At 61.2% G+C, this 15,816-nt stretch carries 13 protein-coding genes and 2 pseudogenes; 7 read left to right on the top strand and 8 right to left on the bottom strand.

Translation table 11 applies throughout. The features are described from left to right. The first annotated feature begins 11 nt into the window (after window positions 1–11). The 4 genes from E4A48_RS09010 to E4A48_RS08995 all read left to right on the top strand — a co-directional run bounded on the left by E4A48_RS09010 (window position 12) and on the right by E4A48_RS08995 (window position 6,005). Entirely contained in the window at window positions 12–959 is a 948-nt protein-coding gene (locus tag E4A48_RS09010; protein WP_142742284.1) for a DUF4123 domain-containing protein, read from the top strand. Beyond that, window positions 952–4,248 (top strand): T6SS effector BTH_I2691 family protein, encoded by a 3,297-nt coding sequence (locus E4A48_RS21025; protein WP_260608099.1) that lies wholly within the window; start codon window positions 952–954, stop codon window positions 4,246–4,248. Before E4A48_RS09010 ends, E4A48_RS21025 begins: the two co-directional genes overlap by 8 nt. A gap of 6 nt (window positions 4,249–4,254) precedes the next feature. Further along, window positions 4,255–5,154 (top strand): DUF6708 domain-containing protein, encoded by a 900-nt coding sequence (locus E4A48_RS09000; RefSeq protein WP_142742283.1) that lies wholly within the window; start codon window positions 4,255–4,257, stop codon window positions 5,152–5,154. Window positions 5,155–5,318: 164 nt separating this feature from the next. Then, window positions 5,319–6,005 (top strand): hypothetical protein, encoded by a 687-nt coding sequence (locus E4A48_RS08995; protein WP_142742282.1) that lies wholly within the window; start codon window positions 5,319–5,321, stop codon window positions 6,003–6,005. Window positions 6,006–6,031: 26 nt separating this feature from the next. Here E4A48_RS08995 and E4A48_RS08990 read toward each other — a convergent pair. Continuing rightward, window positions 6,032–6,169, bottom strand: a pseudogene (locus tag E4A48_RS08990) (IS1595 family transposase); the annotation flags it as partial. Between the two features lie 48 nt (window positions 6,170–6,217). On the opposite strand from E4A48_RS08990, the gene E4A48_RS08985 reads away from it, so the two are divergent. Next, a protein-coding gene (locus E4A48_RS08985) for an IS3 family transposase (protein WP_221887404.1) occupies window positions 6,218–7,368 on the top strand; the annotation gives its coding sequence in 2 pieces (ribosomal slippage) (window positions 6,218–6,473 and window positions 6,473–7,368; 1,152 coding nt in all). An 18-nt stretch (window positions 7,369–7,386) separates the two neighbouring features. On the opposite strand, the pseudogene E4A48_RS08980 reads toward E4A48_RS08985, so the two are convergent. Both E4A48_RS08980 and mobH read right to left on the bottom strand, forming a co-directional pair. Further along, window positions 7,387–7,665: pseudogene (locus E4A48_RS08980) on the bottom strand (transposase); the annotation flags it as partial. 54 nt (window positions 7,666–7,719) lie between these two features. Then, window positions 7,720–9,534: a MobH family relaxase gene (gene mobH, locus E4A48_RS08975; protein WP_142742280.1), complete on the bottom strand. Its 1,815-nt coding sequence runs from the start codon at window positions 9,532–9,534 to the stop codon at window positions 7,720–7,722. Window positions 9,535–9,833: 299 nt separating this feature from the next. Between mobH and E4A48_RS08970 the strand changes: the two genes are divergently transcribed. After that, the gene (locus tag E4A48_RS08970) at window positions 9,834–10,469 is read left to right on the top strand and encodes an integrase (RefSeq protein WP_142742279.1); all 636 of its coding nucleotides are present in this window, start codon (window positions 9,834–9,836) and stop codon (window positions 10,467–10,469) included. Between the two features lie 214 nt (window positions 10,470–10,683). Continuing rightward, entirely contained in the window at window positions 10,684–11,046 is a 363-nt protein-coding gene (locus tag E4A48_RS08965) for a DUF3742 family protein (protein ID WP_142742278.1), read from the top strand. 6 nt (window positions 11,047–11,052) lie between these two features. Here E4A48_RS08965 and E4A48_RS08960 read toward each other — a convergent pair whose 3' ends face one another. Genes E4A48_RS08960 through E4A48_RS08940 form a run of 5 tightly spaced genes read right to left on the bottom strand, consistent with a single transcriptional unit; the run spans window position 11,053 to window position 15,730 of the window. Beyond that, window positions 11,053–12,576 (bottom strand): conjugal transfer protein TraG N-terminal domain-containing protein, encoded by a 1,524-nt coding sequence (locus E4A48_RS08960; RefSeq protein WP_142742277.1) that lies wholly within the window; start codon window positions 12,574–12,576, stop codon window positions 11,053–11,055. A 14-nt stretch (window positions 12,577–12,590) separates the two neighbouring features. Continuing rightward, window positions 12,591–12,938: a hypothetical protein gene (locus E4A48_RS08955; RefSeq protein ID WP_142742276.1), complete on the bottom strand. Its 348-nt coding sequence runs from the start codon at window positions 12,936–12,938 to the stop codon at window positions 12,591–12,593. After that, entirely contained in the window at window positions 12,935–14,329 is a 1,395-nt protein-coding gene (locus tag E4A48_RS08950) for an integrating conjugative element protein (RefSeq protein ID WP_142742275.1), read from the bottom strand. The genes E4A48_RS08955 and E4A48_RS08950 overlap by 4 nt, the downstream gene beginning before the upstream one ends. Before the next feature lie 10 nt (window positions 14,330–14,339). Then, the gene (locus tag E4A48_RS08945; protein WP_142742274.1) at window positions 14,340–15,287 is read right to left on the bottom strand and encodes a TIGR03756 family integrating conjugative element protein; all 948 of its coding nucleotides are present in this window, start codon (window positions 15,285–15,287) and stop codon (window positions 14,340–14,342) included. After that, window positions 15,284–15,730, bottom strand: coding sequence for a TIGR03757 family integrating conjugative element protein (locus E4A48_RS08940; RefSeq protein WP_142742273.1), 447 nt, complete (start codon window positions 15,728–15,730; stop codon window positions 15,284–15,286). Before E4A48_RS08940 ends, E4A48_RS08945 begins: the two co-directional genes overlap by 4 nt. Window positions 15,731–15,816 lie beyond the last annotated feature (86 nt).

The raw sequence follows: 15,816 nt of genomic DNA, 5'->3' as shown, positions 1-15,816 counted from the left end.
GGCAAGAACACATGTTGGACGCCATCGCTAGACAGTTAGGCGAGCATCTGCAACGCGATGAAGCGGATGCATGCTTTCTTCTCATCGACCCCTTGCTGAGAGAGCCTTTTCCGGAAGGTTGGCTACCAGTCGCGGCCGCGGACGTTTGGGAAGTACCCATCAAGCATCCCAGCGTCTCCGACACACAACGGCCGCGGCTGATCAGGCTGGATGCGCGCAACGTCGCTTTGCTCGAGGCCAGCGTCGCCGGTGCAGTGGAAGAGCAGCGAATGCCGACCGTCGAGGCAGCGCGTGGCTTCAGCATCGGGGGCTGGCTCTGGCTTGGGGCGCCGGCCGACCCCGCGCATCTGGCGCGTCACTTGGCCCGTTGCATGCAATTGCGCGCCGGGCCGGGCGGAACGAGCCGGTTGATCCGCTGGCACGATCGGCGCGTGTTGGAATGGATGTGGCCTGCATTGTCCGATGAGCAACGCAGCAGATTGCTTGGACCGATCCGCGCGTGGACCGTCCTGGATCGACGCAATCGCTTGGTCACCTATCGGACCAATTCGGAACGCCAGCCTGGCGCGCTGCGCTTGACCGCCACGCAATGGGTCCATGGGGCATTGAACGAGACGGTGCAGGATCTCCTGAGGGGCTGGATGTCCTTTGCCAATGAACTCCCCGCGGACTATCTTGCGCAGGCACACAGCGCAGCCATCGCGGTTGATGCCGCCGGCGTGACACACCGGCAGGACCGCAGCTTGATGGCGGCCTATCTCTTCCAGGTTCACCTGCGCCTGCTCGACCACCCGCGGGTTCAGTCCGCGGTGGCACGGGCCATTGCCGGCGAGACGACGCTGGCGAAAGCGCTGGAAGACATTCCGGACCCCGAGGGCTGGAACCGGATTCGCGACGAACTGAATCGCAGCGGCCGGCAGGCCGGCATCGACACCGATAGGGACATGCGACATGGCTGATGGTCAACAACCCACCTACTCCTCCAACGCCCAGCGAGCCGCTGCGACGACGCCAGCCGGACAGACGTCAGGATGCACCGCCTGCGTGAAGGCCGGGCTGCCCTTTCTGGTGCTCAGACCGGGGCTGGCGGACGCCGCCTACGCCGAGCCGAAGCAGCAGGCGTGCGTGGCGTTGCTGGACAAGGATGTAGCAGGGCCGAAATTGAGCTTCGGCCGCTACGTGATGCGCACGTTGCGTGCCGGCTATCTAATGGTCTATTACGCGTCGCCGCACACGGCGGAATTGAAGGCGAACAAGGGGTGGCAGGCCTTCCAGGTTTCCGACGGTGGCTATCTTGCGCCCTATCCGCTGGACATGATCGAGCACTCCGGCGCGAAAGCCGACAGCGCCTTTACCTGCCAACGAACCGCGGCCTACGCCAGCGCGATGCTGCTGGTGATCCCCGAACCCAAACACGCGGGCAAGGTCTGGGTGGGCTACAGCGATCATCCGTGGTCCAAGCCCGTGCGGGAATTCTATGCGTCGCACTCCAGCAAGCGCGACGCGCGCATGACCATGATCGACGTTCCCAGCGTCACCTGCTCGCGCTCCATGCCGCTGACGGCAGGAACGGTGGCAACGATCGTGGCCGACTACGACCCGTCTCCTCCCAAGAATCATTTGCTGGATACGCCATACCCTCCCCTATCCCAGGGAAGGGAAGCCACTGGAACGGCCGGCGTACGGCCCGAAACCGTCGCCCATCTGATGCAAGAAGCCGAGAAGCTGGTCAAGGCGAGCAAAGGACAGTACACGCTGGATCAGCTGAAGATCGTCAGCGTGCCGGATGCCGTGGGCATGACGGCAGAAACCGCCACCGCCCGCCTGACCCAGTGCAACAGCGCAAAGCGCTGGCTCTACGACAAGGACAAGCAAAGCGAACAGCGCCCTTGGCGATTGCAGACAGCGCTAAGCATCGAAGGGCTGCTGAAGGAAATCGACGAACGCAACAATGCCGCCAAGCAGAACCTGCAGGAACTCAAGCAGCGCGGCATGGGCGGCAAGAAGGTCACGCGCGCCGAGTTCGACCGCATGATCAAGAACAAGGAGTTGCCGCCAGGAACCTATTTCCAAGAAAGCGGAAGGGTCACCGAAACCGGCGAATACATCCCGGATTTCAGCAAGGGCACGATCGTCTTGCAGAATGGACAGGGCCTGGATCAGGACACCGCCAAGCTCAAGCAGCAAGTGCTCGACAAGCTCAAGAGCAAGGAGGGCGCTTATCCCTTCCGCGAATTTTTGCAGCGCTACACCGCATTGGTGGAGGCCGACCTCAAGAAGCTCGCCCAGGTGGAGTTGGACCACCAGGTCTGGATCCAGTCGACGGCACGCAAGTTGGTGACCGACAACGATTGCTCGCAACAGATCCGCATGGATGGCCTGCACTTCGCCAGCCTCGTCGCCGACATCACCAATGGTGGCGCGATGACCGATAAGGGCTTGGAATGGTACGGCGATTTCCTCAAGGATGATCCGGAACAGAAGGAAGCCTTGTTGACGCGGGCGCTGCTTGGCAACCAGGACGAATTCCACAAGGCCTTCAAGGCAACCAAGCTGCACAAGGAGGCCAAGAACCTGTTCAAGCTGTTCGAGGACACCAGCAAAGCGGCCGAAGGCCAGCTGAAAGCCGATCAGCGGCTGCTGAAGTCGTTTCCGTTCTACGACAAGACCGTCGCTTCGCTCCCCACCTTGAAGACAATGGCCGCTGCCGCCGGGCATCCGCTGATCGCCGTTGCCGGCGGGGTCGCGCTGAGCATGGAAAAGAAAAAAGCCTGGTCCGCCGCGGCGGGCGCCACGTTCGAGCGCTTGATGGCGGGGCTGCTGGAGGCGGCTGGCCCGGGGAAGGAGGCCGTCCAGATGGAGCTTCGCTTCGGCCAAGCGGTTCAGTTCTGGCAGATGGCCGGAGAGCGCTTACGCCAGTCCAGTGCCGAAGCCGCCAGCCAGGCGACCGGAAGCCTGCAGCGTCAGGCTGGCAAGGTGAAGAGCCTGGTATTGGCCGGATCGCTGGCGATGGCGATCAAGACGCCCGACGGGCTGGCCGAGCAAGTGGTCAAGGTCTGGAGATTCGGCGAAGACGCAAGCCAGCAGACCGGCAAGGTCGCGACACTGGCAGGCAATGAACTCAAGCTCTGGGGCGATGCCACCGCCAAGGCGTTGCGTGAAGGCTCTGCGGCCTTTACTGCCGCCGGCGGCGTCTTGCAGGCGTATGCGATCGTCAAGGCATTTCATGCCTTGACGTTCGGTAGCGACAAAGAACGTCAGGTCGCGTATGTGGGCCTGTTGGGTGCGGGCATGGGGCTGGCGGCCGTGACATTGGAGCTCGGTGAGGCGCTCTATAAGCATGTTGACAAGGCCAAGGGGGTCGATGCTGCTTTGGGGCGTGCACGGGTGTTGAAGTGGACAGCGGGGCGGATTTCTGCGGCTGGGTTGGTGATTGATGCGGCGCTTTCTTTTGCAAATGCCTACTCGCGACTAGGCACTAAAGATAACGACTCGCGAAATTTCTATCTAATGCAGGGGGCGTTCTTTAGCGCAGCGGCATATGCCTCCTGGATGGGAGCATCGACAACATTTGCAGCATCTGGCGTTTCCGGAGCCGGGGCGGCATCCGCGACCGCGTCTGCGGCATCTGCCGGAATGCTGGGACTATCCTGGACCGGATGGGGTCTACTACTCATTGGCGCGGGCCTGTTGGCAGGCTATGTCGCGATGCGCCTGCAGGACACGCCGACCGAGGAGTGGGCGGCCAAGAGCATCTGGGGCGTGGCGGACGCTGACGTAAAGTGGGGTAGACCTCAGCGTGAACAGGAAGAACTCAACAAGATGTTGATGGGCATCCGTGTGGAGTTCGAGTACAGCACGGAGTGGATCAAGAGCCTGGGTGCATCCGGAGCCGCCGCAGACACGCCCGGTGTCGTGGGCGAGGATGCCCGTATCTGGTCCAAGACCGTGACCACCAGGCTGTGGATGCCACAAGACCTGCGAGCGCATCTGAGCTATATGCTGGCCGTGGTGCTGGCGGATCTGAAGGGAGTCTCCACGACCGTGTATGCCTACAGCAATGGCCAGGGCACCATGCTGGCAAGGCTGGCCGGCGTGGACGAGGCGCGGTTGCAATCGGAAGCCGACGTGGTGGTGATCGAGATCGGCGTGGATGGATCATCCTACCGTAGTGCGCAGTTGGAAGTGACGATCGGCGAGTTGGCCGGTGAACGGCAAGTGCTGGTGCAGCAACTCGTGAATGGATAAAACGCAATGAACGAAGTCAAGAACCCGGCATACCGTGTGTTATTGCCCGAATGGCAGGGCGGCGAGCCGCAGTTCGATCTGCCGCCGGCGCAGCTCAAGCTGATGCTGAGCGCCACGCCGCATCGGGTTGCGCCCGTGTACAAGCGGCAACCGGTACATGAGCGCGCCAGCAGCTGTGAGTCGTTGGTCGCCGTGTATCCTAACGCAATCAGTATCGGCAGCGTCCTGGGTTCTGGAACTGAAAGAGGAGATGTCGGGTTTGGTGGATGGATGACACTACTAATCTCACTGGCTTTCTTTTGGTTTGGCATATTTGGATCCGGCCTCTATGACTTGGGCACATGGTTAATTTGCTTTCCTGCTGGTTCATTTTTTTTAATCGGCGCCATCCATTTACTGAGAATAAGCTACATGCTCCCTAGGGAGCAGCCGGTGCTATTCAACAGGGAAACAAAAAAAGTGTTTTTTTCCCGCATACAGCATGCCCCATTCTGGAAATTCTGGATCATGCCGGGGTTTCTCGAGCCGCAGACCGTGGACTGGGAGACGGTGCAAGCGCGCACCTACAAATTCAACCAACTGATGGGCGAGACCATGCGCGACTCGTATCGGCTGGAGCTGTGGGCACCGCACCCGGACGATCCCAAGAAGCTCTATGCGCGCGAATCGATCGGCTACCTGGGCTGGTATGAGGATGAGTTGCTGTGGCGCTTATACGAGCATATCCGCCGCTACATGGAAGAAGACGGCCCGCCGATCCAGCCCGGCGAGACGCTGCGCAAGCGCCGCACCGGCCGCGACCTGGAGCCTTTTAACGAGGAAATCATGGCAACCGTCGGCGGCCCAGCGCTTAGCCGCGAGCAGGTGGAGGCGCTTGCCGAGGCGCAACCAACCCACACAGCCTGATACGCGTAATCCCTTCTATGCGTCACACGGCAGAAACCGCCACCGCCCGCCTGACCCAGTGCAACAGCGCAAAGCACTGGCTCTACGACAAGAACAAGCAAAGCGAACAGCGCCCTTGGCGGTATTAGGCAACACTGAAGAAGTCCTGTATTTGGAGCATTGCCATGAACCTAGATGTCGATAAATGGAGTCTACTTGAGAAGGCTCAGGACTATCGCTTTCTGCTGCGTCTACTTAGCTTGGCCTTGGTCGCGGATCTGCTGTTAGCCTTATCTACTGGCACGAATTTGTTGGCTTTCCATTGGGGGAAGATCAGCGATCAGCCTGGGCTTTTGGTTGTGCTAATTCTCGCTTATAGCATGGCGATGACCGTCGGTGCTGCCACTGTTTCATGGATAGTCACGGAGCTTCTTATCCCATTGGTTTCAACGATTCAATCTCGACTCAATCTCTCGTCCCATCGGCCCAAACCAGATCCGCTGCGCTATGTAAGTTGGTCGGAAGCAGAAGAGTGGCTGGCGCAGCAGACTGATGCTGCTCATCGAGCGCCAGTGGAAAAACAGATGGCTGATTGGCGCAAAGAACGGAAGCGTTGGTTCTCTATAGTCAAAGATGGCTGGGCAGCATTAGCGCTAGGCGTCGCCAGTTTTGGGGTGCCTAATTCAAGCGTTGTCGCGCTTAACCACTGGCACTGGTGGGCCGCTGGAATTGTGTTGTCGGTGCCGGCGCTACCTTGCTTGTATCACGTCTGGGCGGGCATGCCTGGACACTACGAGATCGAGTTACCGGAACTAGCCTTGAGACTTTATCGCAAGAAAAGTTTGCGTTATTTAGCCCAAAACCAAGATTAAAAGAAGTTCCTGATTAGCCCCGACTCTCAGCCATGAAAATTGCTCGCTGCACGTAAAACCGGCTCTGGGCATGGTGTGGATTGCATCATGGCCGTGGCAAGTCGTGGCAGCATCTCGCGCAAGCGGAATCGACGATTAAAACGATAGGCTTGACCGGCCAGCCTTTCGTAGACATCCAGTTGCCATAATTGATGGCAATGACCGAGGTGTTTATGGGCAACAGCAAGCAATACACGGATGAGTTCCGTGCCGAGGCGGTGAGGCAGGTGATCGAGCGTGGCTTCACGGTGGTTGACGTCGCCTCCCGCATAGGGATTTCCAAGCACACGTTGTATGGCTGGGTGCAGGCGGCCAAGAAGACGGTACCGGCCCCTGGAGCCCCGGCCGCGCCGAGCGACTCGGCCGAGATCCGCCGGCTCAAGGCTGAGCTGCGGCGGGTAACCGAGGAGCGCGACATCCTAAAAAAAGCCGCCGCGTACTTTGCCAAGGGGTAAGGGCGAAGTACGCGTTCATGCGCGCGCACGTCCGAGAGTTCCGTCTGGTGGCGATGTGCCGGGTGCTGGACGTGCAACGCAGTGGCTACTACGCCTGGCTGCGCCATGGCGCCAGTGCTCGCGAGCGCGAAGATCAGCGTCTGCTGGGGCTGATCAAGCACCACTGGCTGGCCAGCGGCACGGTGTATGGCTATCGCAAGATCACCCTGGACCTGCGCGAGGCCGGCGAGCGCTGCAGCCGGCACCGCGTCCTGCGGTTGATGAAGGCAGAAGGCCTGCGTGCCCAAGTCGGCTACGGCCGCAAGCCACGTCATCACGGTGGTCCCGTGGGCGTGGTGACCAATGTGCTCAACCGGGAATTCGCGCCACAGGCACCGAACAAGGTCTGGGTCACGGACATCACCTACATCAGGACCTACGAGGGCTGGCTGTTCCTGGCGACGGTGATGGATCTGTACTCGCGGCAGATCGTCGGCTGGGCGACGGCGTCGACGATGACCAGCGATCTGGTACTGCAGGCGCTGGTGGCGGCAGCTTGGCGGCGCAAGCCGGGCCCAGGTGTGCTGGTGCATTCGGATCAGGGCTGTCAGTTCACCAGCAGCGACTGGCAGTCGTTCCTGAAAGCGCACCGGATGGTGCCGAGCATGAGCCGACGCGGGAACTGCCACGACAACGCCGTGGCCGAGAGCTTCTTCAGCGTCTTGAAGAAGGAGCGGATCAAGCGGCGGATCTACCCGACACGCGCCATGGCAGCATCGGACGTGTTCGACTACATCGAGATGTTCTACAACCCGATACGCCGGCATGGTTCCGCTGCCGGGCTGTCACCTGTAGAGTTTGAAAGGCGCTACGCGCAGAGCCGCAACTGAGTGTCTACGGAACTCTGGCCAGTCCAGTTCGGCCAGCAACCCCTGATGCGGACGGTGCCACACACCCGCGGCCTGCCAGTCACGCAATCGGCGCCAGCAAGTCATGCCGCTGCTGTAGCCAAGTTCCTGAGGCAGATCCTCCCAAGCGATGCCAGTGCGCAGCACGTACACGATGCCGCTGAGTGCGCTTTGGTCGTCTACGCGCAGCCTACCGCCCTTGGGCGAAGGTGGCACGACCGGGATCAAGGAGTGGATGCGCTTCCACAGCGCTGTGCTGATTTCTTTGCGGTGAGCCATCACCGCAAAGTGGTGGCTCAACAGACGTGTTCAAGAGGCTTTTGTTAGCCGCTCTTAGTGGACGCGCAGATATGGGTTGTTCGGCGGGACCTCATCAAAAAGATGCCTGGGATCTTGTAACAGGTAGCCGTGCAGCCGCCGTGATTTGCGTGGTCCGATGACATCGCAGGTCCAGATGTTCAATCCATTGTCTTGTTTGCGGTGTAGCAGCAGCTTCTCGAAGTGCTTCTGTACCCATTGCCATTCCTGCACGTTCTCCTGCTTAGCCAGAGCAGCGATCTGCGGGTGTTCCTGGGCATAGCGCTGGAAGACACCGGGACTGACCAAGTAAGCGGTATCGGCGACCGTATGCACCAACGCTTTGGCGTCGTTGATGATCAGCTTGCGTGATTCGATGCCCTGCTTCAGCCAGGTAATGAAGTGTTTGGCGGAGGGCAGTGCCTGCGACGGCTGGCCTTCAGCTGGGTCGGGTGTTTGCCTCTGTGTGGCGGTGGATTCCGCCTCGCCTGGCGGCAGGCTGGCAGATGCATCTTCCACAGGAGGCGTTGCCGGAGGAGACGGATCGCTGATCAACGACAGTAAGTCTTCCATCGCATCGACTTGAGCCGACGCGAGGACGGCGAGTGTCGCTGAAGCCGCGTCCACAAACGAATGGGGGCCGACGGGATCGGGCGAAGGGGCAGGGGAGCCGCCGTTCTCCTCGATTGGTTCGCTGCCCGATGCTTCTTCGACGACGGTGCCACTGAAGGGCTGTGGGCGTTCTGCGGCTTCCCAGATCAGTGCAGGGGCCAAGCGCAGCAGCGTGAAACTGTGCGACCAGCCGGTCTCGCTGGTGACCGTGGCTTTCCAGATGGCTTTGCCTTCCGGCGTTGCCTGGAGGATACCGTGGTCTTGCAGCACATTGAATACGGCGGTGTTGTTCGAAGGAATGCCATCGATTCCCTGCGCCAGCAAGTGTGCGCGCAGTTTGTCGGAGACGGTCTTGCTGACGAGCCACAGCGCATCGTGCGTCAGCCAGCCATCTGACGCCTGGGCCTGATTGAGCTTCAACTCTTCCTTGAGCAGGTAGCGCAGGCCGTCCAGCAGCTTGCGCTGCAAAGCATGCTTCGGTGCGGCCATCGCCTTTGCCGGATCACCTCCCAGTTCCTGGGCTACGGAGGCACGGTCGGCCTTCTCCACCAGTTCTCCGAGCACCCCGGCGTGCTCGTACTGTCCTGCCATGATGTACAGCAATGCAGCCCACAGCGATGGGAAGCCGCTGAGCCAGTCAAGGATGAAGCGATCTAGCACTTGGTGGTACAGCAGGCCGGTAGCTGCACTGTGCAGTCGGTACTCGCGATCCTCGCGGTAGCGGAATCGGTAGGGTTGCTTCAGCGGACCGTGCCAGGGGTGCCAGACACTGCCGTCGGCATGCTCTACATGTAGATCAACCGCGATCTTGCCGATGTCGTGAAGCAGTGCGGCATAGGCGGTTGCCGCGGTCCAGGCTTCTGCTTGAGCGGCCTGGTCTTCGGGTGTTGTGCCAGCGGGCAGCAGATAGGACTGCCGCAGCTTGAGCGCGTAGGCAACGATCTCAAGCCCATGGTCGAGCATGCCGCCATGGTAGGCATGGTGGTGGCTCTCGGAGGCGGGGAATTGCTGCACAAGCGCGGCGTAGCGCTCCAAGGGCTTGCGGTACAGCGTGTCGAACTGCTGGCGAGACAGCGAAGTGCGCTGCCAAATGTGTTCCAACAATTTCTGACGGCGCGGGGTGGCGAGCAGAGACGCGGCCGTCTCCGGCCGTGTCAGCCCTTTCGGGAGGTTGGTGGCGGGTGCTGCCGACGGAGCGGCAGCGACCAAGGCCTGTTTTCGCCGGAACAGGGAGAGCATATAGGTGTCCTGGTGGTGGGCCGACCGGGAGGCCTTTTAGCCTTTTCGAGGTAGGGCCTTTCCCCTTGCACCCCATTCCCCTTGCCTTTTCTGCCCTTGGGCCTTTAACCGTTTCGGTATAGCGGGGTATAGGTTGCGGTTCCAGCGTCAATGTGGAATCCGTTCGTGTGGATTGGGCGGTCAGCCTACGCTGCTCGGACGCCATTTCCACCACTTGGGTTCTCGCCAAGGCGACAAAGTTGACAAAGGCGACATGTGAGACTAAGGTTCGGTCTACCTTACATCGCCTGGAGATGATCATGTCCAATGCCGTCGAACTCATTGCTGACCGTCTGCCGCGCGTCACGGAGGAAGACGTGCGCCGCTTCGCCGCCATCGTCTATATCCGAGATGTCGGGGCTTTCGCGGCCGAGTTGCAGGCGTTTGTCCACGAGCGTGTAGAGGCGTTGGAGCTTCCCGCTCGCCTGGAGATGGAGACCATGCAGCGGACCTTGGAACGTAAGGCGTCCACGCTGCGCGCCGACAAGCGCTGGACACCGAATGAAACCGAAGTCCAGCGTGGCCGCACCGTGTTGTTGGAAACCTTTAACCAGCCGCATAACGTGCCGATCCCCGAATTCGCCAAGTTGGCGGACAAGTCGCGTCAGCAGATCTACAAGGACATCCTCGCCCGTCGGTTGCTGGCACTTAATGTGGGGATGCGCGGCCAGAAGCTGCCCGACTGGCAACTTGACCCGGTGAAGCAGCAGTTGACCCAAACCGTGCTTCAGGAGGTCGAGGGCATCGACAACTGGACGATCTACGGTGCGCTGTCCGAACCGCTTGAAGGGTTGGGCGGGCGTTCGCCGGTGGATGCGGTGACGCCAGACTCGATCGACGTCGTAGCTGAGGCCGTGTTCAACGTGCTGGAGCATTGCCCTGTTCGAGCGCGCTGAAGCGAAGGTCAGGGTCATCAAGGATATCGACCTCATTGACCATTTGGACTGGCCGCGTTTCGTTGCCACCTATCGCATCGGCGTGTTGCTCGACCCCGGCCCGGTGGAACCGGATGACGAAGCGTCCTGAAGCAGCAAGAGAACACATTGAAGCTCCAAGCCGAATGAATTGGACCAAGCTGGAATAGGCATCCTCGTGTAGCAGGAGACGACTATGAACACGACAACCCGCATCAGTACCGCAGAACGCCTCGGCCGCAGCGTTGGCCGTGGATGGCGCGCCTATGCGCGCGGCGAGCGACGGTTGTCGGGTTGGCTCGCCTCCAAGGGGGTGCCGACGGCGGGCGTTGTCGTACTGCTGTGGGTGGTCAAGCTAGTCGTCCTCGGTGTGCTGCTATACACAATGTCATGGCTAGCGCTGCTGCTGGTGTTTGCGGTGATGGCCGCATGGGTTGCACGCAACTCCGGGCTTGCCGACGACCCGCCCGAGCCGGAATGGCGCAACGGGCCTGCTGGATTCGGTCTGTACACCTACGATGGATTTCGCATCGATCCGCACGTCGAAGACGATGAGTAGCAATTCTCACTTCTTTGACAGAGCATTGATTGCAATGCCACCGCCCTTGCCTCCGGCAGCCTTGGCGTCCCCAGTTGCGCCGGCGAGGCCTTGCAGGACGTTGCCAGCGCGGATGCCTGCCCATGCCAAGGCCATGATCCAGAATGTTGGCAACACGATGAACATCGTCCCTGTGACGAAGTTCAGCAGCATGTCGCCGAACGTATTGTTCAAGCCCACCAGTGGATCGAAGTTGTTCTGCGGCCGATTCCAGCCCCAGCCCCATCCATAGAGTGCATCGAGGATGGTGCTGTCGATCCAGCGGCCTAACTGGAGCCAAAAATCGACGAAGAACAGCGCGAACTGCACGACGCTGATGGTGACGACGGTCTTGAGGTCGTAGGTGCCCACGACCAATACTAGAGGAATGCAAATCACCAACGCCATCTTGAGCAGTGCGAGCACCATGGGCAGGGCCTGGCGCACCACGTCCATTGCGGGGAATGCTGCGATGCCCCCAACGGCCATCCCCACGTCACCTGCCGCCCGCGTCACGATGTTCGGCAATGTCTTGTCGATCTGACCACCGTAGTCCGTATAGACGGAGCCTTGATTGAGTTTTTGCTGTCGCGGCGAGGCGATTGCACGGATCACCGAATCGTCCACGTCGGCGCGGCTCAGGAACCCAGCCCAACCCGCCAGCCGCGTGAGTAGGTTGGGGTCCACCTGGCCCAACAGCCGCGCCCGCAGGCCGCTGCTGCTATCGGCCCACCATTGCCGGCAGTTTGGGTAGCCGCCGCCGTTGGATACCTGCGCAAGCCCTGCATCGCGGTTGCTGTCGTAGGGCCAGTCCTCGCGTGGAGTGCTGGCGCGATAGCTGTCGTAGTAGCCAGCCGTATCCGTGAAGAAGCGCGAGCCGATCCAGGTGACATCGTGCATCTGCTCTTCGTCAAGCTGCGGGCGCTGCATAAACAACTTGGCGCGGGCCGGCCCGTAGCAGTCGTGGGTGAAATCCGCGACTTCTTGGGCCAGCACTGGATCATCTATGCGCGTGGCGTCGATCTCCATCCGCATTTGCCGCAGATCGGTGCCGCAGGGGATTGCGGCAACCGAGGCGCCCGTGACAGCGCGCGAAAGCGCATGCATGAAGGCCCACCACACCGGCAACTTCGCGCTTTGGTTGTTGAGGGTCGAGAAGGACTGCGACCAGCCTGTGTCGGAAGGCTGCGGCACGCTGACTTGGCACTGCGCCGAGCGCGAGCTGTCGTACTGGATGGTGTTCAGATCCACGTCGATAAATGGGATGCCGGCGAACATTACCACCACGATAGCGACGAACACGCGGTTCTCGATGCGCGCAGCCGAGAGCACGCCCTTGTTGCCTTCGTCGGCACCTTCCGTGCGCGCTTTGAGCCATTCCTGCACGATGATTGCCACAAAGGGCAGCGCAAACACACCGCTGGATACCAGCACAGCCCAGATCCCGTTATGGATGATCCAGGACACCAGCGTGAGGTAGTACTCCAGGTAGTCGGTTGTAAAAAGCGTCATGGCCTGACTCCCCCTCAGGTCTGCATCCGCAGGCTGATCTCCAGCGCCAGGATGGCGATGACACCGGCGATCTCGCTACGCACCAGGCGGCGCCGTGCCTGCGCGTCCTCCTCGCGCGCCAGCAGCCGGCGGCGCATCCAGATCCATCCGTAAGCCGTCGCCCCGTACAGGCATAGTCGCCATGCCAAGAAGTAGCCTGCAGTGGCGGCCAGCCACTGCTCCCAGCCGGCAATACTGCCGACCAGGTAGATGCCGGCGACATTGGCCCCTACGGCAATCGCGACAATCAACACCGCCCACAGCAGCGCCTTAGCCGCGCGTCGGCTAAAGAGCCAGTGTGGGCGCAGCCAAGTCATGCTCATGGCCGGTCTCCTTGCTTGCCTTTCTGCAACTGATCGAGACGGTCAGGCACCGGGTCGCCTTCGTAGATACCGCGCGAACCCGCCGCGCGCGTGCCGTGGCGCTGGATGATTGCCATCGGCGAGTTGTTGGCCAACTCGCGGCGCAGTTCCAACTCGGTTTTGAGGTTGCGGATCTCCTGATCGAGCGTGTCGCTCTCGTGGTTCACGGCCTCGACCGCCAACTGGTTGGCCGCTACGTTGGGTTCGTTCTTACCCGTCAGTAACGTGCGCTGGAGCAGCAGCGCCTTTTCCAGCACTGACGAGAGCGCGACTTCGGACGCCAAGCGTCGCGCCAGCAGGTCTTGATCCGGCTCGTCGCGCAGCGCCTCGATGACGCCGCGGGTGATGGGCAGCGAACTACTGCCTGCCCCGCGAAGGTTCTCGAACGTCGTGTTGTTCGTCCCGGAGATGAGTTCTTGCAGGGCTACGAGCTTGGCTTCGTACTCCTCCTGGATCAGCGGCGTTAGCCCTACGCCGGGCACTGTCTCGGTCTTGGTGCATGCATCGCAAGTGCGCTGCTCCTTCTCTCCCAGGACCCGCGTAGCCCATTCGACCGCCTGTTGCGGCGAGGTCCAGGTCTGGCAGGACAGAGTGGAGCAACTCGTCTGATCGATGGATGACGTGTCGGTCACGCCGCGGCCGTTGACCAGATTGTAGCCCGCCCGAGTGACATCGCTGACCACTCGGATGGACGGCTGACCCACGCCGCCGGCATTGCTGCCGCCCACCCAGGGCACGCCATCGTTACCGCGCTTGGTTTCCGCTCGCTCGATCGCCGATACGGCATCCGTACTCGACACTGCATCGCGCAGTGCCATGCTTTCCGCCATTTGGCTCCATCCAAGCTGTCCTCCCGCCTTGTCGGCCATTTTTTCGGCCATGGCGCGGCACGTCAGCTTCGAGCGATCGTAGTCCAGTCGCGCCTGCAGCACGCCGTTGGTGAGCAGGTTGTACAAACCTGGATCGGCGCGCTGGATGATCAGCGCAGGCAGAGATGCCACGGCACTCGTGGCGCTCTGGATCACATTGCTCATGATCTGTTGGAAACCGTTCGTAACACCGTTGAGCTGGTTCTTCAGCGTGGTCTGGATGTCCATATCGCCGCAGATCAGGTTGCTGTTCCAGCCTGCACCGACTCCAATCGAGCGCATGCCTGCCGCGCCGCCCATAGACACCGCACTGCCACCGCCGATCGAGTACATCACCTCATCGCCGATGACGGGACCGCCCGTTTGGAAACCGGTCTGCGCCCAGGCTAGGCCGCAGCCAAGGGAGAGCGCGCCAGCCAGCGCCGTGGGACGCAACAGGCGGCGTGCCTTGGTGGAGAGGGTCATCAGTTCAGGACGTTTCATCGCCGTATCCTCAATAGAAATCGACGCTGCCGAGGAATACCTGGCCCCGGCGTTCGCAGCATGCATAGGGCCGCCACAATGCCCAGGCGTAGTCGCCTTGCTGGGCCTGTGTTAGGGAACCGCTGCGCGGGAAGACCGTGCATGACGAGGACAGGACAGGCGTGAGTTCCTGCCATTTGCCGGTTGAGGCATCACCCTCCCTCAGTGCGCCTGCAGGCCAATAGCCGGGCCGTGAGTTCGCCAGTAGCGGTTGATAGACGTGAATCTGCCCGCGGCGCGTGACCACATCGCCAGCACGCTGAGCTACGACGGCGCCAGCTTTGTAGTCGTCCGTCTGCTGAAGGAAACCGCCGCGAGGATACAAATTGCCCCAAAGGTTCAGCGTCGAGCGCGCGCCGATCTCGCGCTTGCCCGGAATCAGCGACTCCGGGTAGGCAATCTCAGGCACGTTATAGCGCCAGGCTAGTGTGTCCAAGGTGCTGAGCAGATACGTCATGAACGCCGTGCCCGCGCCCTCGCAGAAATAGCCCGATGACGATACGAACCGGTTAAACACTTCGACGCCTGGATGACCGACGACATCGGCGTTCTTGAATCGCGCGAGGTTGTTCTCGTGGTCTTCGTTCGTGGTGCCGTCGCCGCCTGACTGGGCTGAGCGGTTGGGCATGCTCATCGCCTGAACTTCGACCCAAGGGTTTTCGCCAGTGTTGCTGTAGCTGGAGACGACCGCATCGGGGACATAGTGGCGCACTTTGACGGACGTGCGCACCGTGCATCCGGTCACGCTACAGTAGAGCCAGTAACAAATGCCCACCACTCTGTATTCAAGGCAATCTGGCGATGCCACTGAGCCGACGATGGTTGCGGTATTCAATGCGTAGCTCGTTGTGGTGCTGACCAACAGCAGCGAGGCCACCGCGACACGCAGGCGGCGTAGCAGGTCGAATGGGCGGATCACGGCTGTGCCCTCCGATACTGTTCGATACGCGCGATGGCGCGCGCCACGTTCGCCTCGCCATAGACCACATAGCGCTGGTCCACCACGACGGCCGGGATGCTGCTGATACCCAGGCTCCATGCGTCGGTGATGCCTTGGTAGGCGATGCCAATGCTGCGTTGAAGATCGGTGCCGTCTTGGCTCAAGCGCTGCCGGACGATGGCTACTGCCCGTTCGGGGTCGTTTGGCAGATTCGCGGAAAGCTCCGCTTCGGTCTGGGATGCCTGGTCCAGCTCGATCAGCCGCTCGCCTCCCATGGTCTTGACCGGGTGGCGGCTGTCGGTGACGACCACCACATCTGCGGCAAAGGTGGCCGGGTTGAATGCCGCCAGGGAAGCCGGCAGCGCGATAGCCACGCCAAGGGCCCGCCAGCCTGACGCAAACTTGGAGAAAGATGCTGGCATGTCGCGTGCCCCGGAAGTTGATCAGGGCGATAGTCGAACGCCGAACTCGATGCAGCACCTACAAACAATGCGCATTGCGGGCACCC

It is taken from the genome of Xanthomonas translucens pv. cerealis, assembly GCF_006838285.1.
GTDB classification, from domain to species: Bacteria; Pseudomonadota; Gammaproteobacteria; order Xanthomonadales; family Xanthomonadaceae; genus Xanthomonas_A; species Xanthomonas_A cerealis.
Note: the sequence above shows the minus strand (reverse complement) of the source record. Positions and strands in the feature narration are given on the sequence as shown.